At 69.8% G+C, this 26,254-nt stretch carries 29 protein-coding genes, 1 tRNA gene and 1 pseudogene; 23 read left to right on the plus strand and 8 right to left on the minus strand.

Features of this window, described 5'->3' with window-relative positions:
* Positions 1-352: 352 nt before the first annotated feature.
* Entirely contained in the window at positions 353-496 is a 144-nt protein-coding gene (locus QZ753_RS02000) for a DUF1127 domain-containing protein (protein ID WP_082505686.1), read from the minus strand.
* A 272-nt stretch (positions 497-768) separates the two neighbouring features.
* On the opposite strand from QZ753_RS02000, the gene QZ753_RS02005 reads away from it, so the two are divergent.
* The 9 genes from QZ753_RS02005 to otnI all read left to right on the plus strand — a co-directional run bounded on the left by QZ753_RS02005 (position 769) and on the right by otnI (position 9,614).
* Complete coding sequence (locus QZ753_RS02005) at positions 769-1,533, plus strand: SDR family NAD(P)-dependent oxidoreductase (RefSeq protein WP_294640738.1); 765 nt, start codon at positions 769-771, stop codon at positions 1,531-1,533.
* Between the two features lie 103 nt (positions 1,534-1,636).
* Positions 1,637-2,215 (plus strand): transglycosylase SLT domain-containing protein, encoded by a 579-nt coding sequence (locus QZ753_RS02010; protein ID WP_294640740.1) that lies wholly within the window; start codon positions 1,637-1,639, stop codon positions 2,213-2,215.
* Positions 2,216-2,420: 205 nt separating this feature from the next.
* The gene (locus tag QZ753_RS02015) at positions 2,421-3,734 is read left to right on the plus strand and encodes an MFS transporter (RefSeq protein ID WP_294640743.1); all 1,314 of its coding nucleotides are present in this window, start codon (positions 2,421-2,423) and stop codon (positions 3,732-3,734) included.
* 119 nt (positions 3,735-3,853) lie between these two features.
* Entirely contained in the window at positions 3,854-5,020 is a 1,167-nt protein-coding gene (locus QZ753_RS02020) for an acyl-CoA dehydrogenase family protein (RefSeq protein WP_294640745.1), read from the plus strand.
* Positions 5,020-5,856, plus strand: coding sequence for a MaoC family dehydratase N-terminal domain-containing protein (locus QZ753_RS02025; protein ID WP_294640747.1), 837 nt, complete (start codon positions 5,020-5,022; stop codon positions 5,854-5,856). Before QZ753_RS02020 ends, QZ753_RS02025 begins: the two co-directional genes overlap by 1 nt.
* A 59-nt stretch (positions 5,857-5,915) precedes the next feature.
* Positions 5,916-6,902, plus strand: a complete 987-nt coding sequence (gene ltnD, locus QZ753_RS02030; protein WP_294640787.1) for an L-threonate dehydrogenase — start codon at positions 5,916-5,918, stop codon at positions 6,900-6,902.
* Positions 6,903-8,171 carry a 3-oxo-tetronate kinase gene (gene otnK / locus QZ753_RS02035; protein ID WP_294640749.1) on the plus strand — a complete coding sequence of 423 codons (1,269 nt, stop codon included), beginning with the start codon at positions 6,903-6,905 and terminating at the stop codon, positions 8,169-8,171.
* On the plus strand, positions 8,168-8,818 hold the full coding sequence (otnC, locus tag QZ753_RS02040; protein ID WP_294640751.1) for a 3-oxo-tetronate 4-phosphate decarboxylase: 651 nt from the start codon (positions 8,168-8,170) through the stop codon (positions 8,816-8,818). The genes otnK and otnC overlap by 4 nt, the downstream gene beginning before the upstream one ends.
* Positions 8,819-8,837: 19 nt before the next feature.
* Complete coding sequence (otnI, locus tag QZ753_RS02045) at positions 8,838-9,614, plus strand: 2-oxo-tetronate isomerase (RefSeq protein ID WP_294640752.1); 777 nt, start codon at positions 8,838-8,840, stop codon at positions 9,612-9,614.
* 4 nt (positions 9,615-9,618) lie between these two features.
* Here otnI and QZ753_RS02050 read toward each other — a convergent pair whose 3' ends face one another.
* Both QZ753_RS02050 and QZ753_RS02055 read right to left on the minus strand, forming a co-directional pair.
* On the minus strand, positions 9,619-10,374 hold the full coding sequence (locus QZ753_RS02050) for a glucose 1-dehydrogenase (RefSeq protein ID WP_294640754.1): 756 nt from the start codon (positions 10,372-10,374) through the stop codon (positions 9,619-9,621).
* A gap of 64 nt (positions 10,375-10,438) precedes the next feature.
* Positions 10,439-11,587, minus strand: a complete 1,149-nt coding sequence (locus tag QZ753_RS02055) for a CaiB/BaiF CoA-transferase family protein (protein WP_294640756.1) — start codon at positions 11,585-11,587, stop codon at positions 10,439-10,441.
* Between the two features lie 218 nt (positions 11,588-11,805).
* Between QZ753_RS02055 and QZ753_RS02060 the strand changes: the two genes are divergently transcribed.
* Both QZ753_RS02060 and QZ753_RS02065 read left to right on the plus strand, forming a co-directional pair.
* Positions 11,806-12,633 (plus strand): CoA ester lyase, encoded by an 828-nt coding sequence (locus tag QZ753_RS02060; protein ID WP_294640758.1) that lies wholly within the window; start codon positions 11,806-11,808, stop codon positions 12,631-12,633.
* Positions 12,633-14,168, plus strand: coding sequence for a fumarate hydratase (locus QZ753_RS02065; protein ID WP_294640789.1), 1,536 nt, complete (start codon positions 12,633-12,635; stop codon positions 14,166-14,168). The genes QZ753_RS02060 and QZ753_RS02065 overlap by 1 nt, the downstream gene beginning before the upstream one ends.
* Positions 14,169-14,197: 29 nt before the next feature.
* Here QZ753_RS02065 and QZ753_RS02070 read toward each other — a convergent pair.
* A tRNA-Leu gene (locus tag QZ753_RS02070) sits at positions 14,198-14,284 on the minus strand.
* Positions 14,285-14,402: 118 nt separating this feature from the next.
* Between QZ753_RS02070 and QZ753_RS02075 the strand changes: the two genes are divergently transcribed.
* Positions 14,403-14,933 carry a disulfide bond formation protein B gene (locus QZ753_RS02075; protein WP_294640760.1) on the plus strand — a complete coding sequence of 177 codons (531 nt, stop codon included), beginning with the start codon at positions 14,403-14,405 and terminating at the stop codon, positions 14,931-14,933.
* 38 nt (positions 14,934-14,971) lie between these two features.
* Here QZ753_RS02075 and QZ753_RS02080 read toward each other — a convergent pair whose 3' ends face one another.
* Positions 14,972-15,532, minus strand: coding sequence for an HNH endonuclease (locus tag QZ753_RS02080; RefSeq protein WP_055893092.1), 561 nt, complete (start codon positions 15,530-15,532; stop codon positions 14,972-14,974).
* Between the two features lie 179 nt (positions 15,533-15,711).
* Positions 15,712-16,368 carry a DNA-3-methyladenine glycosylase 2 family protein gene (locus QZ753_RS02085; RefSeq protein WP_294640763.1) on the minus strand — a complete coding sequence of 219 codons (657 nt, stop codon included), beginning with the start codon at positions 16,366-16,368 and terminating at the stop codon, positions 15,712-15,714.
* A gap of 44 nt (positions 16,369-16,412) precedes the next feature.
* Between QZ753_RS02085 and gluQRS the strand changes: the two genes are divergently transcribed.
* On the plus strand, positions 16,413-17,348 hold the full coding sequence (gene gluQRS, locus QZ753_RS02090) for a tRNA glutamyl-Q(34) synthetase GluQRS (RefSeq protein WP_294640765.1): 936 nt from the start codon (positions 16,413-16,415) through the stop codon (positions 17,346-17,348).
* Here gluQRS and QZ753_RS02095 read toward each other — a convergent pair.
* Positions 17,284-18,237 (minus strand): AEC family transporter, encoded by a 954-nt coding sequence (locus tag QZ753_RS02095; protein ID WP_294640766.1) that lies wholly within the window; start codon positions 18,235-18,237, stop codon positions 17,284-17,286. The two genes, gluQRS and QZ753_RS02095, sit on opposite strands and share 65 nt — an antisense overlap.
* Before the next feature lie 170 nt (positions 18,238-18,407).
* On the opposite strand from QZ753_RS02095, the gene QZ753_RS02100 reads away from it, so the two are divergent.
* The 7 genes from QZ753_RS02100 (at position 18,408) to QZ753_RS02130 (ending at position 23,225) form a co-directional block, all read left to right on the plus strand.
* A complete protein-coding gene (locus tag QZ753_RS02100; RefSeq protein WP_294640769.1) occupies positions 18,408-19,304 on the plus strand; it encodes a DMT family transporter in 897 nt (298 codons plus the stop codon).
* Between the two features lie 73 nt (positions 19,305-19,377).
* Positions 19,378-19,566, plus strand: a complete 189-nt coding sequence (locus QZ753_RS02105) for a twin transmembrane helix small protein (protein WP_055893403.1) — start codon at positions 19,378-19,380, stop codon at positions 19,564-19,566.
* Between the two features lie 61 nt (positions 19,567-19,627).
* The gene (locus tag QZ753_RS02110; protein WP_294640771.1) at positions 19,628-20,200 is read left to right on the plus strand and encodes a cob(I)yrinic acid a,c-diamide adenosyltransferase; all 573 of its coding nucleotides are present in this window, start codon (positions 19,628-19,630) and stop codon (positions 20,198-20,200) included.
* A 165-nt stretch (positions 20,201-20,365) separates the two neighbouring features.
* Positions 20,366-21,112: an electron transfer flavoprotein subunit beta/FixA family protein gene (locus QZ753_RS02115; RefSeq protein ID WP_294640773.1), complete on the plus strand. Its 747-nt coding sequence runs from the start codon at positions 20,366-20,368 to the stop codon at positions 21,110-21,112.
* A gap of 49 nt (positions 21,113-21,161) precedes the next feature.
* Positions 21,162-22,091 (plus strand): FAD-binding protein, encoded by a 930-nt coding sequence (locus QZ753_RS02120; protein WP_294640775.1) that lies wholly within the window; start codon positions 21,162-21,164, stop codon positions 22,089-22,091.
* 23 nt (positions 22,092-22,114) lie between these two features.
* Complete coding sequence (locus QZ753_RS02125) at positions 22,115-22,993, plus strand: 3-hydroxybutyryl-CoA dehydrogenase (protein ID WP_294640776.1); 879 nt, start codon at positions 22,115-22,117, stop codon at positions 22,991-22,993.
* A gap of 13 nt (positions 22,994-23,006) precedes the next feature.
* Entirely contained in the window at positions 23,007-23,225 is a 219-nt protein-coding gene (locus QZ753_RS02130; RefSeq protein ID WP_279481855.1) for an alkylphosphonate utilization protein, read from the plus strand.
* A gap of 3 nt (positions 23,226-23,228) precedes the next feature.
* Here the strand turns inward: QZ753_RS02130 and QZ753_RS02135 are convergent, their stop codons facing one another.
* Positions 23,229-23,843, minus strand: coding sequence for a TlpA disulfide reductase family protein (locus QZ753_RS02135; protein WP_367171481.1), 615 nt, complete (start codon positions 23,841-23,843; stop codon positions 23,229-23,231).
* 103 nt (positions 23,844-23,946) lie between these two features.
* Between QZ753_RS02135 and argH the strand changes: the two genes are divergently transcribed.
* The 3 genes and pseudogenes from argH to QZ753_RS02150 form a co-directional block, all read left to right on the plus strand.
* Positions 23,947-25,323 (plus strand): argininosuccinate lyase, encoded by a 1,377-nt coding sequence (gene argH, locus QZ753_RS02140; protein ID WP_294640792.1) that lies wholly within the window; start codon positions 23,947-23,949, stop codon positions 25,321-25,323.
* A gap of 78 nt (positions 25,324-25,401) precedes the next feature.
* Complete coding sequence (locus tag QZ753_RS02145; protein WP_294640785.1) at positions 25,402-25,659, plus strand: hypothetical protein; 258 nt, start codon at positions 25,402-25,404, stop codon at positions 25,657-25,659.
* An 18-nt stretch (positions 25,660-25,677) separates the two neighbouring features.
* Positions 25,678-26,254 (plus strand): annotated as a pseudogene (locus tag QZ753_RS02150) (diaminopimelate decarboxylase); the annotation flags it as partial.

A 26,254-nucleotide genomic window follows, 5' to 3' on the forward strand; every position in this document is an offset into this window, starting at 1 on the left:
GGCATCGTCGCCAAGGAGGACAAGGCGCTCAGCCCCGACCTGCAGCGCATGATGTACAAGCGCTCGGGCGCGAAGGTGACCGAGATCGACGGCAGCCACGCCCTCTACATCTCGAAGGCCGAAGCGGTCGCCAAGGTCATCGAGGAGGCCGCCAAGGCGGCGAAGTAAAGCCCGACGTGGGCGGCCCCGGCGGGCCGCCCGCTCCCCAGACGTATGGATCGCAAAACGCAGAACGCCCTGCCGGGGGAGGACCGGCAGGGCGTCATGGGTAAAGCCAGCGTGGGAGGAACGCGGGCTTCGATCCGCTTCGGCCGTTGGGAGGAGAGTGACCGACGCGAAACCTTGGATCTCGTTAGCGGCTGGCCTGACGGGCCAGCGCCGGGATGTCGGAGCGCGAGATGCCGAGATCGGCGAGCTCGCGGTTGGACAGCCTATTCAACTCGTTGGCGGTTTCGCGAGCCTTGCGGAAGGAGCGGAGGGCATTGGCGAAGCGCATGGGGTGTTCCCTTTCTGTGCGGCCTCTCGTCGATGGTGGCCGCGTCTCTCGTTTCTTTCGACACCCGGAACATAGTCGCGGGGGTCGGAGAAAAGCAGCGCAAAGTCCGCAGCCCAGCCATGCAGCCCCTCGCTATCTCACGGGTGCAAGGCAGCCTTGCGTCTCGTGCGGGCTTTGGCCGCGGATGCAACCGCCGGCCACCGCGCCGGCTTCCACAGGCTTCGGAGGAACGGCAACGGGCTGTTTCCGGCACACGAGAAGCAACGCATCACATGGCACGATTTCAGGACAAGATGGTCATCGTCACGGGCGCCGCATCGGGCATCGGGGAAGGGGCGGCCCGGCGCTTCGCCGCGGAAGGGGCACGGCTCGTCCTCAACGACCGCGACGCGGAAGGCCTGTCGAGGATCGCCGCCAGCCTGTCGGGCGCGCGCGTCGAGACGCTGGCGGGCGACGTTTCAAGCATGGCGGATTGCGAGGCGCTGGTGGCCCACGCCGTCAAGGCCTTCGGCCGTATCGACATCCTCGTCAACAATGCGGGCATCGACCATCTCGGCAAGCTCGACGAGGGTGATTTATCGGCCTTCACCAAGGTCATCGAGAGCGATCTCTACGGCGTCGTCCAGATGAGCCGCGCGGCGATCGCCGCCCTGCGCGCCTCGCGCGGGTCGATCGTCAACGTCTCGTCCGTCTCGGGTCTCGGCGGCGACTGGAACCACAGCTTCTACTGCGCGGCCAAGGGCGCGGTGACGAACTTCACCCGCGCGCTCGCGCTGGACGAGGCGAAGAACGGCGTGCGCGTCAATGCGGTCAACCCGTCGCTGACCTACACCGGCCTCACCGCCGGCATGCAGGACCAGCCCGATCTCATCGCCGAGTTCGAGGCGCGGATCCCGATGGGGCGCGGCGCGCAGCCGGACGACATTTCCGGTGCCATCGCGTTCCTTGCCAGCGAGGATGCCCTCTACATCACCGGCGTGAACCTGCCGGTGGACGGCGGCCTGTCGGCTTCGAACGGCCAGCCGCCACTGCGCTGACGGCGACGACGGTTCCCATTGTGGACGACCGGTTCAGGATCGGTCAGGGATAACGCTCCATTAAGTCGAGCCTCCTAGCGTCCCCCTCGAAAGGGGGGCGCCCATGCGTTTCATAGCGATCCCGAGCCTTCTGGCCGTCCTAGCGCTCGCCGGCTGCGCCTCGGCGCCGAAAAGCACCGGCAACGCCTGCGCCATCTTCAGCCAGCGCGACGGGCTCCTGTCGGATTGGCGGGCCGATGCCCGCCGCGCGTCCGCCGAGTTCGGCGTGCCGGTCCACGTGCTGATGGCGACGATCCAGGCGGAATCGAACTTCGAAGCGCGGGCCCGGCCGCCGCGGCACTGGATTCTCGGCTTCATTCCCGGCAAGCGCATCTCGACCGCCTACGGCTACGCGCAGGTGCTGGACGGCACTTGGGACGACTACCAGCGCCGCACGGGCCGCCACGCCGACCGCCGCAACGACTTTGCCGACGCCGTGCGCTTCATCGGCTGGTACCACGCCGACAGCGCGCGCCGGCTCGGCATCGACAAGGGCGACGCCTACCGCCTCTACCTCGCCTACCATTCGGGTCATGCGGGCTACGAGCGGGGCGTCTGGCGCAGCCGGCCGGAAGCGTTGCGCGGCGCCAAGCGCGCCGAGGACATGGCCCGTCGCTATGCGGCCCAGCTCGCGCGCTGCTGACGCTACAGGCTGGCGCGACTGGCCCGACATATCGCGCCGGCCTGTGCATAACGTCTCGCGGCCGGCGCGATCGGGGCCGGCGGCCGTTGCCCGTCACGATGCGCACAGGCGAAAACCTCGGCCGGCCCGTGACCTGCGGGCCGGGGACGGTCGCCGACGAGAAGCCGACCCCCGCGCATCGTCGTGTCGAAGGGGACTGAAGCGCATGGCAGGCACCATCACCGTCGACGAGGGCCTGCGCGCAGCCGGCCTCGGGCGCTTCCAGTATCGACTGTTCGGCGTCTTCGGCCTCGTCTGGGCCGCCGACGCCATGCAGGTTCTGGCGATCGGCTTCACGGCGCCGTCGATCGCCGCAAGCTTCGGCCTCGGCGTGCCGCAGGCGCTCCAGACCGGGACGCTGTTCTTCGTCGGCATGCTGGTCGGCGCCTTCGTCTTCGGGCGGCTGGCGGACCGTTTCGGCCGCCGCCCGGTGCTGATCGCCTCGGTCCTGATCGACGCCGTGTTCGGCATCGCGTCCGCCTTCGCGCCGGACTTCACGTGGCTCCTCGTCCTGCGCTTCCTGACCGGGGTCGGCGTCGGCGGCACGCTGCCGGTGGACTATACGATGCTGGCCGAGTTCCTGCCGTCCGACCGGCGCGGCCGGTGGCTGGTGCTTCTGGAATCCTTCTGGGCCGTCGGCACAATCCTTCTCGCCCTCGTCTCGCTTTATGCCGGAAGCCTCGGCGGCGAGGCCTGGCGCACGATCTTCCTGTTCACCGGCCTGCCCGCCCTGATCGGCCTCGGCCTGCGCTTCTTCGTGCCGGAGACGCCGGTCTATCTCGCAAAATCGGGCCGCGGCGAGGAGGCCCGCCGGGTGCTCCAGCGGGTCGCCGACATCAACGGCTCGCAAGCGACCATCGGGGCGCTCCATCCCGAACCGCGCGCGAAGGCCCCGATCTCCGACCTGTTCTCGGCGGCGCTGCGCCGGCGCACCGTCTTCGTGCTGGCGGCTTGGGCGCTGGTCTCGATCTCCTACTACGGGGTCTTCGTCTACCTGCCGGTGCGGCTGGCGGGCGAGGGCTTCGGCTTTCTGCGGGGGCCGGAATTCCTGGTTCTGATCGCGCTGGTCCAGCTTCCCGGTTATGCGCTCGCCGCCTACGGCGTGGAGCGCTGGGGCCGGCGGCCGACGCTGATCGGCTTCCTCCTCCTCAGCGCCGCCGGCTCGATGCTGTTCAGCTTCGGTACGGCCCCGGCGCTCGTCGTCGGTTCGACGCTGCTTCTGTCCTTTGCGCTGCTCGGCACCTGGGGCGCGATCTACGCCTTCACGCCGGAGATCTATCCGACGCCGCTGCGGGCGACCGGCATGGGCACGGCCGGCGCGATGGCGCGGTTCGGCGGACTGCTTGCGCCCTCCATCGTCGCGCCGCTGATGGCGGCAAATTTTACGGGCGCGCTTGGGCTCCTCTCCGGGTTTCTCATCCTCGCGGCCTTGGCGATCCGCATGGTGGACGTCGAACCGCGCGGCCAGCGGCTGGACTAGGCGCGCCACAGCTGATCGCGCGGCCATCGCTTCGGTCTATGGCCGCCAGGCCCGATCCCTCTTTGCCAAAGGACGCGCGCCGCCCGACATAAGGTGGGATTTCCAGCGACGGAGCGCTCATGGACACCCTGTCGACCCCCGATGCGTTCGGCGACATCCGCGAGGCCGTTCGCGCGCTCTGCGCCGAGTTCCCGCCCGAATACCACCGCAAGGTGGACGAGGCGCGCGCCTATCCGGAGGCCTTCGTCGAGGCGCTGACGAAGGCCGGCTGGCTGGCGGCGCTGATTCCCGAAGCGTACGGCGGCTCCGGGCTCGGGCTGACGGAGGCCTCCGTGATCATGGAGGAGATCAACCGCTCGGGCGGCAATTCCGGCGCCTGCCACGGCCAGATGTACAATATGACGACGCTGGTGCGGCACGGGTCCGACGAGCAGCGCCGCACCTATCTGCCGAAGATCGCGAGCGGCGAGTTGCGGCTCCAGTCGATGGGCGTCACCGAGCCGACCGCCGGCACCGACACGACGAAGATCAAGACGACCGCCGTCCGCCGGGGCGATCGCTGGGTGATCAACGGCCAGAAGGTCTGGATCAGCCGCGTGCAGCATTCCGACCTGATGATCCTCCTCGCGCGCACCACGCCGATGGATCAGGTCGCGAAGAAGTCGGAGGGCCTGTCGATCTTCCTCGTCGATCTTCGCGAAGCGATCGGACGCGGGCTCGCCGTCCAGCCGATCCGCAACATGGTCAACCACGAGACCAACGAGCTCTTCTTCGACGATCTCGAGATTCCCGCCGAGAACCTCATCGGCGAGGAAGGCCAGGGCTTCCGCTACATCCTGACCGGGCTCAACGCCGAGCGCGCACTGATCGCCGCCGAGTGCATCGGCGACGGCTACTGGTTCGTCGACAAGGTCACGGCCTATGCCAGGGAGCGCGTCGTCTTCGGCCGCCCGATCGGGCAGAACCAGGGTGTCCAGTTCCCGATCGCCGAAAGCTTCATCGAGCTGAAGGCGGCCGACCTCATGCGCTTCGAGGCCTGCCGGCTCTACGACGCCGGCCGGTCCTGCGGGGCCGAGGCCAACATGGCGAAGTACCTCGCGGCCAAAGCGAGCTGGGAGGCGGCTAATGCCTGCATCCAGTTCCACGGCGGCTTCGGCTTCGCGGCGGAATACGATGTCGAGCGCAAGTTCCGCGAGACGCGTCTCTATCAGGTCGCCCCGATCTCGACCAACCTCATCCTGTCCTATGTCGCCGAGCACATGCTCGGCCTGCCGAGGTCGTTCTGATGCCCGACGATCTCGGTCACGTGCGGGACTGGATCGGACGGGAGGAGCGGCGCGAGGACTGGCTGACGCCCGATCTCGCCGCCAAGTTCCACGCGACGCTCTCGCTGCCCGGCGCGCCTCCCGGAGAAGGAGAACCCGCGCCGGCGATGATCCATCTCTGCCTCGCGCAGCCGGCTTTGCCATCCGACGCGCTTGGCCGCGACGGTCATCCACGGCTCGGTACCTTCCTGCCGGCGGTGCCGCTGCCGCGCCGCATGTGGGCGGGTGGGGACCTGCGGTTTCATGCGCCGCTCTGCGTCGCCGATCGCGTGACGCGCGTCTCGCGCATCGCCGGCGTCATCCCGAAGGTCGGCCGCACCGGCCCGCTCTGCTTCGTCGACGTCGAGCATGAGATCCGGGTCGGCGACGACACGCGCATCGCCGAGACGCAGACCCTCGTCTATCGCGGCGACGATGCGCCTGCGCCGCCGGCCGCTGAACCGGCGCCGGAGGGCGAGACGATCCGCGACGTCGAGATCACGCCGACGCTTCTCTTCCGCTACTCGGCGCTCACCTTCAACGGGCACCGCATCCACTACGACCGGCGCTATGCCGTCGAGGTCGAGAACTATCCGGGTCTCGTGGTCCACGGTCCGATGCAGGCGACGCTTCTCTGTCTTCTCGCCGCCGAGATCGCCGGCCGCACGCCCCGGCGCTTCCGTTTCCGCAGCCTGTCGACGATCTTCGACGGCGACGGGCTGCGCCTTCATGCCCGGCATACGGAAGCCGGTGTGTCGCTCTGGACCTCGCGCCCCGGCGGGCCGCTCGCGATGTCGGCCGAGGCCGAGTTCGCCTGACGCAAGCGTGAGAGGTCCGGAAACCGGACCACTCGCCAGATCCCATCGTTCGGCCTAAGCTGGCGGGGCAGGGCGTCGGCCGATTCGCGTGGTCGACGCATCGTTTCTCGAGGGGAGGGAGGCCTCAAGGGATGACCACGCAATCGATCCGCGCCGGCGTCGTCGGGCTCGGCTCCATGGGGCTCGGCATCGCCGCGTCGCTGGTGCGCGCCGGCATCGAGACATGGGGCTTCGATCCCAATCCGACGGCTGGCAAGGCCTTCGCGGACAAGGGCGGCCACGTCGCGGCGTCCCCGGCCGAGGTCGGCGCGCAGGCGGACGTCCTCTTCTGCGTCGTCGTCAACGCCGCGCAGGCGGAGGCCGCACTTCTCGGAGAGGCCGGCGCTGCGGCCGCCATGGCGCCAGGTTCGGTCGTCGTCCAGTGCGCGACCTGCGCGCCCGACGCCGTGCGCGCGCTGGCCCGGCCGATCCTCGAGGCCGGGCTCCTCTTCATCGACGGACCGATCTCGGGCGGCGCCGCCAAGGCCGCGACGGGCGAGATCACGGTGATGGCGTCCGGCGACCCGGCGGCCTTCGCGAAGGCCCGGCCCGCCTTCGACGCCGTGGCGGCCAAGGTGTTCGATCTCGGGACCGAGATCGGCGCGGGCTCGCAGGTCAAGTTCGTGAACCAGCTTCTGGCGGGCGTCCACATCGCGGCCGCCGCCGAAGCCATGGCCTACGGCATCTCGGGCGGCTGCGACCCGAAGGCGCTCTTCGAGGTGATCACGGCGAGCGCTGGCAATTCCTGGATGTTCGAGAACCGGGTGCCCCACATCCTCGACGACGACTACGTTCCACGCTCGGCGGTCGACATCTTCGTCAAGGACCTCGGGCTCGTCCACGGCAGCGCCCACGCCCGCAAGTTCCCGCTGCCCTTGACGGCACAGGCGCTGCAGATGTTCACGCAGGCCTCCGCCATGGGCCTAGGGCGCGAGGACGACGCGGCCGTGGTGAAGATCTTCCCCGGCGTCGCGCTGCCCTCGCGCGGCGGCAAGGACCCGGCCTGAATGTCGGCGCCGCTTCTCGGCTGCATCGCCGACGACTTCACCGGCGCGACCGATCTCGCCAGCCAGCTCGTCTCGGCCGGCATGCGGGTCGTGCAGACGATCGGCGTGCCGGACGGGCCGCTCGACACGCCATGCGACGCGGTTGTGGTCTCGCTGAAGTCGCGCACGGTCGCGCCGGCGCAAGCCGTCCGCCAGTCGCTGGAGGCGCTGGACTGGCTGCGCGGCGAGGGCGCCGGGCGCTTCTTCTTCAAATACTGCTCGACCTTCGATTCGACGCCGGACGGCAATATCGGACCGGTGACCGACGCCCTCCTCGATGCGCTCGGGCAGGACTTCACGCTTGCCGTGCCCTCGCTGCCGGCCAACCGCCGCACCGTCTACAACGGCTACCTCTTCGCGGGCGACGTGCTCCTCAATGAGAGCGGCATGCAGGACCATCCGCTCACTCCGATGCACGACGCCTACCTGCCGCGCGTCCTCGCCCCGCAGACGCGGCGCAAAGTCGGCCTCGTCAGCCATCATGCGCTGGCCAAGGGCGCGGCGGGCGTGCGTGCGCGGATCGAGGAGCTGCGCCGCGAGGGCGTCGGCATCGCCATCTGCGACACGCTGGACCACGAGGATCTCGTCTCGATCGCCGAGGGCTCGAGCGATCTTCCGCTCGTCACCGGCGGCTCCGGCCTCGGCCTGACGATGCCTGCGACCTTTCCGGGCTTCTCGCCGCGCGGCGACGCCGCCCGGCTCGACCCCGTCGGCGGCCGGGCGCTGGTCGTCGCCGGCAGCTGCTCGCGCGCGACGCTTGGCCAGGTCGAGCATGCGAAAGCGCACATGCCGGCGATGGCGGTCGACGTCGACGCGCTGTTTGCGGACGCCCAAAGCCATATCGACGCGCTGGTGGCGTTCGCCGCCGACCGAGGCGGCGACGGGCCGGCGCTGATCCACGCCAGCATGCCGCCGGAGCGCCTGCGCGCGGTGCAGGAGCGTTTCGGCGTGGCGGAGTCGGGCGCGCGCGTGGAGCACGCGCTCGCGACCGTCGCCCGTCGGCTGGTCGAGGAGGGCGGCGTGCGTCGGATCCTCGTCGCGGGCGGCGAGACGTCCGGCGCGGTGGTGAGCGCGCTCGGCGTGGCGAACCTGCGCATCGGCCCGACGATCGATCCCGGCGTGCCCTGGACGCAGAGCGTCGGCACGTCCGAGCCGCTTGCGCTGGCGCTGAAGTCCGGCAATTTCGGCGGACCCGACATCATGACCCGCGCCTTCGAGGTTCTCGCATGACGATGTCGTCCACGGAGTCCGCGTTGCGCGAGGAGATGGCGCGGATCGGGGCGGAGTTCCGCGCGCTCGGTCTTGCGCCCGGAACGTCCGGCAATCTCAGCGCGCGCCTCGACGACGGCTGGCTGATGACGCCGACCAACGTTGCGCTCAGTGACCTCGTGCCCGAACGCATTTCCAAGCTCGACTGGGACGGCCGCCATCTGGCCGGCGACAAGCCGACCAAGGAGGCCGTGCTCCATCGCGCCTTTTACGAGAACCGGCCGGGCACGGGCGCCGTGGTCCATCTCCACGCGCCGCACGCCGTCGCCCTGTCCTGCCTCGACGGGCTGGACGCGGAGAGCTGCATTCCGCCGATCACCCCCTACTTCGTGATGCGCGTCGGACGGCTGCCGCTCCTGCCCTATTTCCGGCCGGGCGACCCGGCGATGGGCGAGGCGGTGGCGCGGGTGGCGTACACGCGCTCCAGCGTGCTTCTCGCCAACCACGGTCCGGTCGTGTCCGGCCCGACCCTTTCCGCCGCCAAGGCCGCGATGGAGGAACTGGAAGAGACGGCGCGCCTCGCGCTTCTCCTCCACGGACGGCCGGTTCGCCTTCTCGGCGAGGACGAGATCCAGCCGCTGCGCGAGAATTTCGGCGCCGTCTGGTAGCGATCGGAGGACACCACCCATGCCGAGCTTTGCCGCCAACCTCACCATGATGTTCAACGAGGTGCCGTTCCTCGACCGGTTCGCCGAGGCCGCGCGCGCGGGCTTTGCCGGCGTCGAGTTCCTGTTTCCCTACGAGTGGGAGGCGCAGGCGATCGCCGAGCGGCTGCGCGCGAACGCCTTGACGCAGGCCCTCTTCAACATGCCGCCCGGCGACTGGGCGGCCGGCGAGCGCGGCATCGCCTGCCTGCCCGGCCGCGAGGCGGAATTCACGGAGGGCGTCGAGACGGCGGTGCGCTATGCACGGGCGCTGGGCTGCGAGCGGATCCATGCCATGGCCGGGCTCCAGCCTGCGGGCACGGAGCGCGGGCGCTCGCTCGACCTCTACCGCCGCAACATCGCAGCCGCCGCGCGGCGCCTCGCCGACGACGGCCTGACGCTCGTGATCGAGCCGATCAACACGCGCGACATGCCGGGCTATCTCCTCAACCACCAGCGCGAGGCGCACGCCCTCGTCGCCGAGATCGGCGCGGCCAATCTCAAGGTCCAGATGGACTTCTACCACGCCCAGATCATGGACGGGGACCTCTGGCGCCTGTTCGAGGCGCACAGCGAAACCGTCGGCCACATCCAGATCGCCTCCGTTCCCGACCGTCACGAGCCGGACGAAGGCGAGGTGAACTACCCTTGGCTGTTCGAGCGGCTCGATGCGGCGGGCTACGACGGCTGGGTCGGCTGCGAGTACCGGCCGAGGGGCGACACGCGCGCCGGCCTCGGCTGGTTCACGCCGCAGCGCTGACCGGTCAGATCGTCCGTCCGCCGTCGACCTCGAGGATGACGCCGGTCACGAAGCGGGCCTCGTCGGAGGCGAGATAGAGGCAGGCGCCCGCGACGTCGTCGGGCTCCGACAGGCGGCCGAGCGGGATCGTCGCGATGAACTTCGCGCGGTTTTCCGGCGTGTCGGGCATGCCCATGAAGCTTTCGAGCAGCGCCGTCGCGCCCATCACCGGAGCGATGGCGTTGACCCGAATGCCGCGCGGGGCGAGTTCCACCGCCAGCGAGCGGCTCAGCATGTTCACCGCGCCCTTCGAGCCGTTGTACCAGGTGAGGCCGGGGCGCGGGCGCAGGCCCGCGGTCGATCCGATATTAAGGATGACGCCCGACCCCTGAGCCGAGAAGACCGGCAGGCTCGCCTGCACCGAGTGGTAGATCGACTTGACGTTTATGGCGTAGACGCGGTCGAACTCCTCCTCGCTGACCTCTTCCAGCGGCTTGTTGCGGTGGGTCCAGCCGGCATTGTTGACGAGGATATCGAGCCGTCCGCCGTGCCGCGTCGCCTCGGCCACAGCGCGCTCGAAGTCCTCGCGCCGCGTCACGTCGCCCTTAAGGCTCGCCGCCGCCGCGCCGATCTCGCCCGCGATGCGCTGTCCGCCGTCCTCGTCGAGGTCCATGATCACGACGCGGGCGCCCTCGCGTGCGAAGGCTTTGGCGATCGCCGCGCCGAACCCCGACGCCGCGCCCGTCACCAGCGCCGATTTCCCGTCCAGCCGTCCCGTCATGTCGTGCGATCCTCCCAAATCCTGACACAGCATATGGCGGAACGCCGTGCCGCGGCGAGCCCGCTCAGGCCGCGTCCTCCACACGGCCGGCGGGGGCGAATTCGGCCCGCAGCGCCTCGGTCTGCTGCCCGAGCGCCGGAACGGCTCGGAACGCCGGGTCCTGCCCGTCGAAGCGGGCGCCGGGCGCGAGATAGGCGACCGGGCCGGCCGGCGTCTCCACCGTCACGAAGCGGTTCTGCGGGTGGTCGGCGAGGTCCTGCATCGAGCTGACGCGGCCATAGGCGATGCGCGCCTTCTCCAGCCGCTCGATCATTTCCGGCCTGTCCGCCATCGCGAAGGCGCCGGTGACGATCGCATCGAGCTTGTCGCGGTTGGCGACGCGCCGGGAGTTGTCGGAAAAGAGCGGATCGCCCGCAAGATCCGGCGCCAGCAGGACGTCGCGGCAGAGATTGGCCCATTCCCGCTCGTTCTGGATCGAGAACAGGACGGAGGACCCGTCGCGGCAGGCATAGGCGCCGTAGGGCGCGATGGTCGGGTGGTTGAGCCCCGAGCGCGCCGGCTCCTTGCCGCCATAGACATATTGCAGGTACGGCACGTTCATCCAGTCGGCGAGCGCGTGGAAGAGCGAGACGTCGATGTGCCGGCCCTCGCCGGTCTTCGCCCGGCCGATCAGCGCCTGCAGCACCGCCTGGAAGGCCGTCATGCCGGCGGCGATGTCGCAGACCGACACGCCGACGCGCGCCATGCCGTGCTCGTTGCCGGTGATGTTCGACAGGCCGCTCTCCGCCTGCACCAGGAGATCGTAGGCCTTGAGGTCGCGATAGGGTCCCTCGTCGCCATAGCCCGAGATCGAGCAGGTGATGAGGCGCGGGTTCCGGCGGCGGAGTTCGCCCGGCGCAAAGCCGAGCTTGTCGATCGCGCCGGGCGCAAGGTTCTGGACGAAGACGTCGGCCGCATCGATCATGCGCGCGAGCACCGCCTTGTCGGCCTCCGACTTCAGGTCGAGGCAGACCGATTCCTTGCCCCGGTTGAGCCAGACGAAATAGGCGCTTTCGCCCTTCACCAGATGGTCGTAGCCGCGGGCGAAGTCGCCCTCCGGCCGCTCGATCTTGATGACGCGCGCGCCCGCGTCCGCAAGCCGGCTCGACACGTAGGGAGCGGCCACCGCCTGCTCGACGGAGACGACGACTAGACCCTCGAGATCGGTGTTCATCGGTCCTGACCCTCGCTTCTCGGACGCTGCCAGTTAAGGACGGCACGAGCGCGCCTCGCCAATAGCGATGCGCGAGACGCTCCATAACCCGTCGATATGGGCGCCGAGACCGCATAGGGGCCCCCTATGACCGCCAGCGCGAAAGCCTATTTCCCGTCGGGCGGCCACAGATCCGACAACCCTCGGGTCCGTGGTTCCGACGAGACAGGGAAGACCCCATGCCGTCCACGATCAGCGATGCCGCGCTGTTCCTCTTCGTGCCGGGCGACCGCCCGGAGCGCTTCGCGAAGGCCTTTTCCGCCGGCGCCGACGCGGTGATCCTCGATCTCGAGGATGCCGTCGCGCCGGACGCCAAGGCGCGCGCCCGCGCGGCGATCGAGGCTGCCGCGTCCGAAATCGCGAACGCGCCGTGCGCCGTTCTCCTGCGCATCAACGCGGTCGCCGATCCCGCGCACGCGGCGGACCTCGCTCTGGCCGCAAGGATCGAGGTGGCGGGCGTCATGCTGGCGAAGGCGGAGCGCGCGGCCGATGTCGAGCGGGTCGCCGAGGCGTCGGGCCGGCCCGTGGTGGCGCTGGTCGAAAGCGCGCTCGGGCTCGGCGAGATCCGGGAGATTGCGGGCGCTGCCGCGCGCCTCGCCTTCGGAACCTTCGACTATGCCGCCGATCTCGGCTGCCGGCCGACGCGCGAGGCGCTGGCCTCGGCCCGCCAAGAGTTCGTGCTGGCGAGCCGCCTCAAGTCTCGCCCAGCCCCGATCGACGGGGTGACGGCGGCGACGCGCGACGAGGCCCTGATCGAGGCCGATTCGGCCTATGCCGCCGAACTCGGCTTTTCCGCCAAGCTCCTGATTCATCCCGCCCAGGTTCCGCCGGCCGCGCGCGGGTTCGCGCCGAGCGCCGAGGCCGTCGCCTGGGCGGGCCGGGTTCTCGATGCCGGGCAGGGCGGGGGCGCCGTGTCGCTCGACGGCGAAATGGTGGATGCGCCGGTGATCCTGCGCGCGCAGGCGATTGTGGCGGCCGCCGCGCGGGCGGGCCGGGGAGGACGATGATGAGTTCGCAAGGCACCCCCATCCGCGAGGCGGATCTCGTCTCCTCCGTCGCCGACGCGCTGCAGTACATTGCGGTGTTCCACCCGCCGAGCTTCGTCAGGAGCCTCGCCGACGCCTACGAGCGCGAGGAGAGCCCGGCGGCGCGCGATGCGATCCGCCAGATCCTGATCAACTCGCGCATGGCGGCCTTCGGCCGGCGCCCGATCTGCCAGGATACGGGCACGGTCAATGTCTTCGTCAAGCTCGGCATCGGCGCGCGGATCGAGACGACGCGCCCGCTCGCCGATCTCATCAACGAGGGCGTCGCCCGCGCCTATACCGACCCCGACAATCCGCTTCGCGCCTCGATCGTCCGCGATCCGCTGTTCGGCCGAACGAACACCGGCGACAACACGCCGGCCGTCGTCCATTTCGACGTCGTGGCCGGCGACGCGCTGACGATCACGGTCGCCGCCAAGGGTGGCGGCTCTGAGAACAAGGCGAAGTTCGCCAACCTCGCGCCCGCGGCCTCGGTCTCGGACTGGGTGGTCGAGACGGTCGAGACGCTCGGCGCCGGCTGGTGCCCGCCGGGACTGCTCGGGATCGGCGTCGGCGGCACGGCCGAGAAGTCGATGATGATGGCGAAGGAAGCGCTCCTCGAGCCGATCGACATGGACGAGCTCCTCCGCCGCGGCCCGTCCTCGCCGATCGAGGAGATGCGGCTCGAGATCCACGAGCGCGTCAATGCACTCGGCATCGGGGCGCAGGGTCTTGGAGGCTTGACGACCGTCGTCGACGTGAAGATCCGCTCGCACCCCTGCCATGCGGCCTCCAAGCCCGTCGGCCTCATCCCGCAATGCGCCGCCGACCGCCATCTCACCTTCACGCTCGACGGCTCGGGGCCGGCCCGGCTGGTGCCGCCGGACCTCTCGCTGTGGCCGGAACTCGACATGGGCGAACAGAGCGCGGGCGCGCGGCGCATCGATCTCGACCGCCTGACGCGCGAGGAGGTGGCGACCTGGCGGGCCGGCGAGACGCTGCTCCTGTCGGGGCGGATGCTCACCGGGCGCGACGCCGCCCACAAGCGCATGGCCGACATGATCCGGCGCGGCGAGCCGCTGCCGGTCGATCTGAAGGACCGCGCGATCTACTATGTCGGGCCGGTCGACCCGGTGCGCGAGGAGGTCGTCGGACCGGCGGGGCCGACCACGGCCACTCGCATGGATGGCTTCACCGACCTCGTCCTCGACGCGACAGGCCTTCTTGTGATGATCGGCAAGGCCGAGCGGGGCCCTGCCGCGATCGAGAGCATCCGTCGCCACGGCGCGGCCTATCTGATCGCCGTCGGCGGCGCAGCCTATCTCGTCTCGAAGGCCGTGAAGGAGGCCGGTGTCCTCGCCTTCGCCGATCTCGGCATGGAGGCGATCCACGAGTTCGTGGTAGAGGACATGCCGGTCACCGTGGCGGTCGATGCCGAGGGCACCTCGATCCACCGCACCGGCCCCTCGCAGTGGCGCCGTCCGGCCGTGACCCTCAAAGGCTCGGTGCCGGCCTGACGCGGCAGGTTCTCGCGGTGGGAAGGGGATGGTGCGGGCGGTCGGACTCGAACCGACATATCCGTGAGGACGGCGGATTTTGAGTCCGCTGCGTCTACCAATTCCGCCACGCCCGCAGCGGGCGCCGCCTTGGCCGCGCCGCGATCCTCTTGCCAGAAAAGCGCGAATGCGTCCATAGCGCCCCGGCGGGCGGGCGGCGTGTCGCGGCGGCATCGGAGCGGAGTTTTCAAGGACATGGCGGGGCAGGTCACATTCCAGGGTCGCACGGGCTTCCGGCAGACCCTTTCGGCAGCGCTGCTCGCGGGTGGCATGGCGGCGACGGTCGGAGGCGCGCTCCTGTTCCAGCATGTCGGCGGCTACATGCCCTGCGCGCTTTGCCTCGAACAGCGCACACCCTACTACATCGGCATTCCCGTGGCGCTGGCGGCCCTTGTGGCGGCAAAGCTTCGCGCGCCGGCCATCGTGACGCGCGGCCTCCTCTTCGCGGTCGGGCTCCTGATGCTCTGGGCGGCCGCGCTCGGCGTCTACCATGCCGGCGTCGAATGGGGCTTCTGGGCGGGGCCTGTGGACTGCGCGGCGGCGGGCGCGGTCGACCTGTCCGTCGATCTCCTGTCCTCGATCGACGCGGTGCGCCCGCCGTCCTGCTCGGAGGCGGCGCTGCGCATCCTCGGCGTGTCGCTCGCCGGCTGGAACGCGCTGATCGCGGCGGCGCTGGCGGCGCTGGCGCTGCGCAGCGCGCTGGCGCGGGGCGACCGCTTCGCCTGAACGAGAAAAGCCCGCCGACTTGCAGGTCGCGCGGGCTTCTATTCGGCTTCCAGCTCGGTGTCCCAGTAGAGATAGTCGAGCCAGCTTTCGTGCAGGAAGTTCGGCGGGAACTGCCGGCCGTTGTTGTGCAGGTCATGCACCGTCGGCTGGTAGGGCGTCTGGTGCGGGTGCATCCCCGCATCGCGCGGCATCAGGCCGCCCTTCTTCAGGTTGCAGGGCGAACAGGCGGCGACGACGTTTTCCCATGTGGTGAGGCCGCCGCGCGAGCGCGGGATCACGTGGTCGAAGGTCAGCTCGTGCGGCGAGCCGCAATACTGGCACTGGAAGCGGTCGCGCAGGAACACGTTGAAGCGCGTGAAGGCCGGGTGCCGGGCCGGCTTCACGTAGGACTTCAGGCACACGACCGAGGGCAGCCGCATCGAGAAGGTCGGGCTGTGAACGGCCCGGTCGTATTCGGCGAGGATGGTCACGCGGTCGAGGAACACGGCCTTGATCGCGTCCTGCCACGACCAGAGCGACAGCGGGTAGTAGCTCAGCGGGCGATAGTCGGCGTTGAGGACAAGCGCCGGAGACAAGGAAGACGGCACTGCGATCGTCAAGGAGCTTCTCCTTCACGCAAGGCAGCGGTTTCGCAGGAACGGGAGCCGGTTTTGCGAAACCGTATGCTCATGCACGTTTCATATGCGTCCCCTTTATCGTGGCCTATCGTGTCGCCTTTGTGAAGCCTTTGGCGCCGCTTGCAAAACGCCATGCACAGACAGGTCGGCGCCCTGCGGCGTCACGTCTCGCCGACCGGCGGGGCGACCGGCGCGCCGTCGCGCCGGAGGAGCGCGGCGTAGTAGGCCCAGAACAGCCGTGCGGCGACCGAGCGGTGGGGCGACCAGGCGGCGGCCGCCTGTGCCACCGCGCGCTCGGGCGGGCGCTCCCCGAGCCCAAGGCCCCGGCCCACCGCAACGCGCAGCGCAAGGTCGCCCGCCGGGAAGATGTCGGGATGGCCGATCCCGAAGAGAAGATGGCACTCCGCCGTCCAGCGCCCGATGCCCGGCAGCGCGACGAGCTCTGCGACCGCCTCGTCCGCGGGCAGGAGAGCGATCCGGCCGAGATCGAGACGGCCGCCGAGGATCGCCGCCGCGACCGCCCGCAGCGTGCGCATCTTGGGCGTCGACAGCCCGGCCTCGCGCAGCGTCGCGTCGGATGCGCGGGCGAGGGCACCCGCATCCGACAGGTCGACCAGCCGCGCGAGACGGCCGAGGATCGCCGTCGCGCTGGCGCGCGAGATCTGCTGGGCGACGACGGTCGCGACGAGGCCGTCGAGGCCGGGCGAGCCGGGGCGGAGGGGGACGAGACCGGCGACGGCAGCGATCGGGCGAAGGCGATCGTCGAGCACGAGAAGAGCGGCGAGATCGCGCGCCACATCGCCTTGCGTGCGGATCATCGCCCGCTCCTTTTCGCCGCCCGGCCTGCATGAGATAGGAGGGCATGGTCGCCGCTCCGCCCGTCTTTCGATTCGCGCCGAGCCCGAACGGGCTCCTGCATCTCGGACACGCCGCGTCGGCGCTCATGAACGCCGATCTCGCGGCCGCGAGCGGCGGGCGCCTGCTTCTGCGCCTCGAGGACATCGACCCCGTCCGCTGCACGCCGGAGCTGGAAGCGATGCTTCTGGAGGACGTCGCCTGGCTCGGCGTTCCCTTCGAGACGCCGGTGCGGCGGCAGAGCGAGCACTTCGACGACTACCGCGGGGCGCTGGACGCGCTCGTCGCCGATAGACTCGCCTATCCCGCCTTCATGACGCGCGGCGAGATCCGCCGCCATGCCGCTGCCTTCGAGGCGCGCGAAGGGCAGCCCTGGCCGCTCGACCCCGACGGCGCCCCGCTCTATCCCGCGCTCGACCGGCATCTCGGCAGGGCGGAGCGCGAGGGGCGGATCGCGTCCGGCGAGCCCTTCGCCTGGCGCCTCGACATGACGGCCGCGCTGCGGCGGCTCGGGCGGCCGCTCGCCTTCGTCGAAACCGGTAGCGGTGAGGCCGTCGAGGTCGCGGCCGAGCCGGCGCTCTGGGGCGACGTGGTGCTGGCGCGCCGCGAGACGCCGACCAGCTACCACCTGTCGGTGGTGGTGGATGACGCCATCCAGGGCGTCACCCATGTCGTGCGCGGGCGCGACCTTCTGGCCTCGACCGCCGTGCACCGGGTGCTTCAGGCGCTTCTCGGCCTGCCCGCGCCGGTCTATCGCCATCACGATCTCGTCCTCGGGCCGGACGGGCGCAAGCTGTCGAAGAGCCGGGGCGACGTCGCGCTTCGGGCCCTGCGCGAGGCGGGTCTTTCGCCCGTCGACATCCGGCGCATGGCGGGGCTCACGGCATCAGCGCCAGCCATCCCGTCAGCGTCAGCGCCGACAGGAGCGTCGACAGGACGATGACGCTGGCGGCGAGCCGCTCGCCGGTGCGGAAGAAGGTCGCGAAGAGATAGGCGTTGACGCCGACGGGACAGGCGGCGCCCGCGACCGCGACGGCCAGCCAGAGCGGCGGCAGGAGGGCGACGCCGATGGCATAGACGATCAGCGGCTGTACGAGGAGCGAGAGCGCTGTGAGGACCAGCGGCACGGAGCGATCGGAGCCGACGGAAAACCGCACCATCGACATGCCGAGCGCGAAGAGCGCCGTCGGCCCTGCGGTCCCCGCCACCAGCCGCACCACCTCGCCGTGCGGGCCGTTGAGCGGCAGCCCGGTCCAGCGCCAGAGCGCGCCGAGAGCGAGCCCCACCACCAGCGCGTTGCGCGACAGGTTGCGCGCGACCTGCCCGACCACCCGGCGCGGCGAGAACGAGGCCGCCTCGCCTCCATCGCGCGCGTCGCCGAGCGCAGCCCGTTCCAGGAGCAGCGTCGAGACCAGCATCATGGTCGGCAGGTGGATCGCGAGCAGCAGCGCGAGGACGTCGAGTCCCTCGCGACCGAACGCGCGCTCGGTCATCGGCACGCCGACGAAGATGAGGTTGGAGAAGCTCGCCGAGACGCCGGCGATCACCGCGCCGCGCTGGTCGGTGCCGGCAAGGCGTCGCCCTATCCACATGCCGGCGGCATAGACCGGCGCGACACCCGCGAAGTAGGCGATCCAGAGGAGAAGCGGGTTCGCCCCGCCGAAGTCGGCCGTGGCGACCGTTCGGAACATCAGGGCGGGCACGGCCACCTTGAACACGAAGCCGGAGAGCGCGTCGCCGGTGGAGCTGGGAAGGTAGCCGGACTTCGCCGACAGGGTGCCGAGCGCGATCAGGATGAAGATCGGGGCGACGACGGAGAGGACGAGCGTCATGGCATCTCGGCTGCGGCGGATCGTGCCCTCCGTTACCGCGCGCCGGGGGAGGAGGCGAGGCGCAATCGACGGCCCGCCGGGCTTGACGCACGCCGTCCGGCTGGTATCGCGGACGTGTCGCCGGAGCGATCGCGAGATCGTGCGGCGCTGCATGAAAGGATCTTCGGGCCTTGCGCCGGCTTCTTCCCTTCTTCCCGGCCATCTTCGTGTTCTTGTGGTCCACCGGCTTCGTCGGCGCGCGCTACGCGATGCCCCATGCCGAGCCGTTCACGTTCCTGTCGATGCGATACGCGCTGGCGCTCGTGATCCTCGTGCCGATGGCCGCGTTCGCGCTGCGTGGGGCCAGGGGCGTGACGGCACCGCAGCTCGCCCATGCCGCCTTTGCCGGCAGCCTGATCCACGGACTCTATCTCGGCGGCGTGTTCTTTGCCGTGCGCCACGGACTTCCGGCCGGCGTGACGGCGCTGGTGGCGGGGCTGCAGCCGCTCCTGACCGCGCTTCTGGCCGCCTCGCTCGTCGGCGAGCGGGTCACCGCGCGCCACTGGATGGGGCTCGCGGTCGGGCTCCTCGGCGTCGGGCTGGTGGTCGCGCCCAAGCTTGGGAACGCCGGCGGCTTCACGATCGGGCAGCTGATGCCCGCGCTCGGCGCCGTCGCCGGCATCTCGCTCGGCACCGTGTGGCAGAAGCGGTTCGTCGGCAGCCTCGACCTGCGCCTCGGCACGGCGGTGCAGTATGTCGGTGCGCTGCTGCCGACCTTCATGGCCGCCTACGCCTTCGAGACCATGCGGGTCGACTGGGCCACTGAGATGGTGCTCGCGCTCGTCTGGCTGACGCTGGCACTGTCGATCGGCGCGATCTTCCTGCTCCTCTACCTCATCCGCGAGGGAGCTGTCTCGCGCGTCGCCTCCTTGATGTATCTCGTGCCGGCCGTCACGGCGCTCCAGACTTTCGTGCTCTTCGGCGAGGCGCTGACGGGGGTCCAGCTCCTGGGCATGGCGCTGGCGGCGGGCGGCGTCGCGGCGGCCACCGGCGCGCTGACCATGGGGAAGCGCGGCCGCGAGGCATGACGTCGCGGTGCTCGCGCACGCACGCGTGAACGCCTATATCCCGCCCAGCGGCCAGCAGCCGGAAAGAAGCCAGATGTCGACGATCTTCACCATCCTCGCCGTGATCTTCATGATCGCGGTCGCCGTGGTCCTCGTGATGGGCCTTGCCAACATGATGCGCGGCGGTCCGGGCAACACCTCGCAGAAGCTGATGCGTGCGCGCGTCATGCTGCAGGCGATCGCGGTCGCCGTGATCGTGGGCGCCCTCTACTTCGCACGCTGAGCCGTTCACCCGCGCCGGGAGCGTCCTAGATGGGGCGCGACACGGCGACGGGGACATCGGCATGGTTCGGCTCACGAAGATCTACACGCGCACCGGCGACAAGGGCACCACGGCGCTCGGCAGCGGCGAGCGCCGCCTGAAAAGCGATCTACGGATCGAGGCCTACGGCACTGTGGACGAGGCGAACTCGCTGATTGGCGTCGCCCGCCTCGACGCCTCGCCCGACCTCGACGCCAGCCTGTCGCGCATCCAGAACGACCTCTTCGATCTCGGCGCCGACCTCGCGACCCCTGAGACCGACGAGCCGCTTCCCTTCGAGCGCCTTGCGATCGTCCCCGCCCAGGTCGACTGGCTGGAGCGCGAGATCGACCGCCTGAACGCCGATCTTCAGCCGCTGAACTCCTTCGTCCTTCCCGCCGGCACGCCGACATCGAGCCGCCTGCATGTCGCGCGCACCGTCGCACGCCGGGCCGAGCGGCACATGGTCGAACTCTCGCGCCGCGAGGGCGAGCGCGTCTCGGACGCCGCGCTGAAATACGTCAATCGCCTGTCGGACTACCTCTTCGTCGCCGCGCGACATGCCAACGACGGCGGCCGCGGCGACGTCCTCTGGGTGCCGGGCGCGAACCGCTAAGATTTTTGACCTTTACGTCAATGGAAGTTAGGTTCGCGATCGACGGATCGGGCCGCGAGGCCATCCGCTCGCTTGAACACGCTTCGCCGTCTCCTTAAGACAGTCGGAGCTTGAGAGACCGGCCCGAAGCGCGACTCGAAACGGGCCAAGACAGGGAAGCCCCGCATGAAGATCCTCGTCTGCGTGAAGCGTGTCGTCGACTACAACGTGAAGGTCCGCGTGAAGGCGGACGGGACGGGCGTCGAGCTCGCCAACGTGAAGATGTCGATGAACCCGTTCGACGAGATCGCGGTCGAAGAGGCGCTCCGGCTGAAGGAGAAGGGGGCGGCCACCGAGATCGTGGTCGTGTCGGCCGGCCCCGCTCAAGCCCAGGAGACGATCCGCACCGCGCTCGCGATGGGCGCCGATCGCGGCATCCTTGTGAAGGCGGACGGGCGCCTCGAGCCGCTCACCGTCGCCAAGCTCCTCAAGGGTGTCGTCGAGACCGAGAAGCCGGACCTCGTCATCCTCGGCAAGCAGGCGATCGACGACGACTGCAACCAGACCGGCCAGATGCTGGCCGGCCTCCTCGGCTGGGCGCAAGGGACCTTCGCCTCCAAGGTCGAAGTGGCGGACGGCGCCTTGAACGTCACGCGCGAGGTGGACGGCGGTCTCCAGACGGTGGGCCTCATCCTGCCGGCGATCGTCACCACCGACCTTCGCCTCAACGAGCCGCGCTACGCGTCGCTCCCCAACATCATGAAGGCGAAGAAGAAGCCGCTGGAGGAGCGGGACGCGGCCGAGTTCGGCGTCGATCTCAGCCCCCGTCTCGAGGTCGTGAAGGTCGCCGAGCCGAAGGGCCGGCAGGCGGGCGTCAAGGTCGGCTCGGTGGACGAGCTAGTCTCGGCCCTCAAGGGTGCCGGGCTGGTCTGAGCCGCCCGCGACCAGCGCCCCGTTTCCTCTTTTTCGCGAGATCCGTACCATGACCACGCTTCTGATCGCCGAGCACGACAACAAGACGCTTTCGGGCGAGACCGCCAAGGCCCTGACGGCAGCATCGCAGCTCGGCGGCGACGTCCATGTTCTCGTGGCCGGCGAGGGCTCGGCCGCTGTCGCCGAGGCCGCTGCCAAGCTCCAGGGCGTCGCCAAGGTTCTCCATGCCGACGCCGCCGGGCTTGGCCATCACCTTGCGGAGCCGCTGGCCGCCCTCGTCGTCGAGCTTGCCCCGAGCTATGACGCGGTCGTCGCGCCGGCGACCGCTTCGCTGAAGAACGCCCTGCCCCGCGCGGCGGCCCTTCTCGACGTGATGCAGGTGTCGGACGTCATCGCCGTGCATGGCGCCGACACGTTCGAGCGCCCGGTCTACGCCGGCAACGCCGTCGAGACGGTGCGCTCCTCCGACAAGATCAAGGTGCTGACCGTGCGCACCGCGGCGTTTGCGGCGGCTGCCGAGGGCGGCTCGGCCTCGGTCGAGGGCATCGGGGCCGCGAGCGACCCGGCCGTGTCGAAGTTCGTCTCCGAGGCCGTCGTCCATTCCGAGCGTCCCGAATTGTCGGGCGCCAAGGTCATCGTGTCCGGCGGCCGGGCGCTGGGCTCGAAGGAGAAGTTCGAGGAGGTCATGCTGCCGCTCGCCGACAAGCTCGGCGCGGCCGTCGGTGCGTCGCGCGCGGCGGTGGACGCCGGCTACGCGCCCAACGACTGGCAGGTCGGTCAGACCGGCAAGGTCGTGGCCCCGGACCTCTACGTCGCCTGCGGCATCTCCGGTGCGATCCAGCATCTCGCCGGCATGAAGGATTCCAAGGTCATCGTCGCCATCAACAAGGACGAGGACGCCCCGATCTTCCAGGTTGCCGACTACGGCCTCGTCGGCGACATCTTCCAGATCATCCCCGAACTGACCGCCAAGGTCTGACGGGGACGAACACGGAGGCCGCGATGACGAACATTCGGACGGTGGGCGTCATCGGCGCCGGGCAGATGGGCGCGGGGATCGCGCAGGTCAGCGCGCAGGCGGGCTACGACGTCGTGCTCTACGACGTCAGCCTCGATCTCGCGACCAAGGGGATCGAGAAGATCGCGGCCGGTCTCGACCGGCTCGTCGCCGGCGGCAAGCTCGAGGCGGGCGTGCGCGATGCTGCGCTGAAGCGCCTGAAGCCTGCCGACGGGGTCAACGATCTCGCCCCGTGCGACCTCGTGATCGAGGCGGCGACCGAGAAGGAGGAGATCAAGCGGCGCATCTTCGCGCAGGTCTGCCCGGTGCTGCGCCCCGAGGCGATCCTCGCCTCCAACACGTCGTCGATCTCGATCACGCGTCTGGCGTCCGGCACCGACCGTGCCGAGCGCTTTCTCGGCATCCATTTCATGAACCCGGTGCCGGTCATGAAGCTCGTCGAACTGGTGCGCGGCATCGCCACCGACGACGCGGTGTTCGAGTCCTCCAAGGGCTTCGTCGCCAGCCTCGACAAGACCATGACGATCTCGGAGGATTTTCCGGGCTTCATCGTCAACCGCGTGCTGATCCCGATGATCAACGAGGCGATCTACACGCTGCACGAGGGTGTCGGTTCGGTGGAATCGATCGATGCCTCGATGCGGCTCGGCGCCAACCATCCGATGGGCCCGTTCCAGCTCGCCGACTTCATCGGCCTCGATACCTGCCTGTCGATCATGCAGGTGCTGCACGACGGCCTCGCCGATTCGAAGTACCGGCCGTGCCCGCTCCTGGTGAAATACGTCGAGGCCGGATGGCTCGGCCGCAAGGTCAAGCGCGGCTTCTACGACTATCGCGGCGAGACGCCGGTCCCGACGCGCTGAAGAGGCCAGAGCCTTGAGCGACACCACGCGCGACTCGAACGGTACGCCCCTGTCCGACGGCGACAGCGTGACCCTCATCAAGGACCTCAAGGTCAAGGGCACCAGCGTGACGCTGAAGCGCGGCACGCTGGTGAAAAACATCCGCCTGACCGGCGACCCGGATCTCGTCGAGTGCCGGGCCGAAAAGGTGAAGGACCTCGTGCTGCGGACGGAGTTCCTGAAGAAGGCCTGATCCTCAGGCGCCGCCGCCCTTCAAGGCGTCGATGAGGCGCAGGCCGTCGGGGCTCGCCCATTCCGCCGGGCCGTTCATCGCCGCGCGCGCGCAGCCGCCCGCGTCGACCAGCAGCGTCACCGGCAGGCCGAGCGCTACGCCCTGACGCTTCAGGTCGTTGAAGACGCCCATCGTCTCGTCGCGGTAGTAGGGCAGGGTCTTGAGGCCCGTTTCGGCGTAGAAGCCGCGCGGCTTGGCGTCGTCGCCCATGTCGACGTTGATCGGCACGACCGCGAAGCTCTCGTCGCCCGCCTCGCGCTCCAGCTGGTCGAGCGCCGGCATCTCGGCCCGGCACGGCGCGCACCACGTCGCCCAGATGTTGACGAGGAGCGACTGGCCTTTGAGGGCGGCAAGGCTCGTGTCGCGGCCTTCACCGTCCTTGAAACGCAGCGCGGAGACGTCGAACGGGGTCTCCAGCGGACGCATCGCCGCGACCTCGCCGCGCGCCGCCCCGTCGAGCGCCGCCGAAAGGGCCGCCGCGGCCGGGCAGGACGCCACCGCTTCGTTGCCAGAGCGCGTTTCCATCACGTATACGCCGAGGGCCCCGGCGAGCAGTCCGCCGGCGAGCGCAATGCTCAAGATCCGCTTCGTGCCCCAAGGCCGGGGGGCGGGGGACGGGGTCTGCTTCGGGTCGGACATCGGCAGGAAAGGCCTTTTCGTGGACAAGACGACGAGCAACGAGATGTGGGGCGGACGCTTCGCCTCCGGTCCCAGCGCGATCATGGAAGCGATCAACGCCTCGATCGACTTCGACAAGCGCCTTTACCGGGAAGACATCGCCGGGTCGATCGCCCATGCCGAAATGCTCGGGAATCAAGGCATCATCTCGGCCGAAGACGCGGCGGAAATCAGGCGCGGTCTGGAGATGATCCGCGCCGAGATCGACGAGGGGCGCTTCACCTTCTCGAAGGCGCGCGAGGACATCCACATGAACGTGGAGGCACGGCTCGCCGAACTGATCGGCCCGGCCGCCGGCCGCCTCCACACCGCGCGCTCGCGCAACGATCAGGTGGCGGTCGATTTCCGCCTGTTCGTGAAGGGCGCGGCGGGCGATCTCGACCGGGCGCTGCGCGGCCTGCAGAAGGCGCTTATCGCGCGCGCCGAAGAGCACGCGGCGACCGTGATGCCGGGCTTCACCCATCTCCAGGCTGCCCAGCCCGTCACCTTCGGCCACCATTGCCTCGCCTATGTCGAGATGGCGGGGCGCGACCGCGGCCGGGTGCAGGACGCGATGCGGCGCATGGACGAATCGCCGCTCGGCGCGGCGGCGCTCGCCGGCACCGGCTTTCCGATCGACCGCCACCGCACGGCGGAGGCGCTCGGCTTCCGCGAGCCGACGCGCAATTCGCTCGATTCCGTTTCCGACCGCGACTACGCGCTGGAATTCCTGTCGGCGTCGGCGATCTGCGCGACGCACCTGTCGCGCCTGGCGGAAGAGATCGTGATCTGGTCGACGCCGCAGTTCGACTTCGTGCGCCTGTCGGACGCCTTCTCGACCGGCTCGTCCATCATGCCGCAGAAGAAGAACCCGGACGCGGCCGAACTCGTGCGCGCCAAGACGGGCCGGATCGTCGGCTCGCTGGTAGCGCTCCTGACCATCATGAAGGGGCTGCCGCTCAGCTATTCCAAGGACATGCAGGAGGACAAGGAGCAGGTCTTCGACGCCGTCGATAGCCTCGCCCTCGCACTCGCCGCGATGACCGGCATGGTGAGCGATCTCCAGGTGAACGCGGCCAAGATGCGCGCGGCAGCGGGCGCCGGCTTCTCCACCGCGACGGATCTCGCCGACTGGCTGGTGCGCGAACTCGGGCTGCCGTTCCGCGAGGCCCATCACGTGACGGGCCGCGTCGTGGCGCTCGCCGAGGAGCGGCGCGTCGCGCTGGAGGATCTGCCGCTTGCCGACCTCCGGTCGATCGAGGCGCGGATCGGCGAAGAGATTTATTCGGTCCTCTCGGTCGATGCGTCGGTCGCCAGCCGGACGAGCTTCGGCGGCACGGCGCCCGACGGCGTGCGCGCCCAAGCCAAGGCCTGGCGCGAGCGGCTCGCCGCCGAAGGCTAGAGATTGGCGCGCCGACGCGCTAAGCACGGGGAAGCCGGGCCGCGCGCCCGGAGCATGGGCGACGGGGTTCCGGACAGCATGACGAAGCCAGCTTACGCGATCTGTCTCGGCCTTTGCGCCGCCATGGCGCTTGCCGGTTGCGGGCGCAAGACCTTTCCGGTGGCGACGCGTGCCGACGGACAGGTGTCGCGCGCCGTGGTGCCGGACGCGGCGGGCACCGCGCGCCTGCCCAAGGTCGCCCCGCTCGCCGGAGACCGTTCGGTGCTGCCGACCGAAGTCACCACCAATCCCGATGCCGAAAAGAAGCGCTTCGTCCTCGACGGCCTTCTGAACTAGACCGCCCAAGGCGACGCCATGAACCATTTCGAATACCGGGACGGCATCCTCCATGCCGAGGGCGTCGACCTCAGGGCGATCGCGGCCGACATCGGCACGCCGTTCTACTGCTATTCCACCGCGACGCTGACGCGGCACTACCGCGTCTTCGCCGACGCCTTCGCCGATATCGACGCGACCGTCTGCTACGCGATGAAGGCGAACTCCAACCAGGGCGTGCTGAAGACCCTCGCCGCGCTCGGCGCCGGGGCCGACGTCGTCTCGGGCGGCGAACTCGCGCGGGCGCTCAAAGCCGGCATTCCGGCGGAGAAGATCATGTTCTCGGGTGTCGGCAAGACGGCGGCCGAGATCGACGCGGGGCTCGACGCCGGCATCTTCTGCTTCAACATCGAATCCGAACCCGAGCTTCGCGCCATTTCCGAGCGCGCCGTGGCGCTGGGGCGCACCGCCCATGTCTCCTTCCGCATCAACCCGGATGTGGACGCGCGCACCCACGCCAAGATCTCGACGGGCAAGAAGTCCGACAAGTTCGGCATCGCCTTCGAGCGGGCGGAAGCGGTCTATGATCTCGCCGCCTCGCTGCCGGGCGTCGCCG

The sequence above is a fragment of the uncultured Aureimonas sp. genome (assembly GCF_913775355.1).
Classification (GTDB): Bacteria; Pseudomonadota; Alphaproteobacteria; order Rhizobiales; family Rhizobiaceae; genus Aureimonas.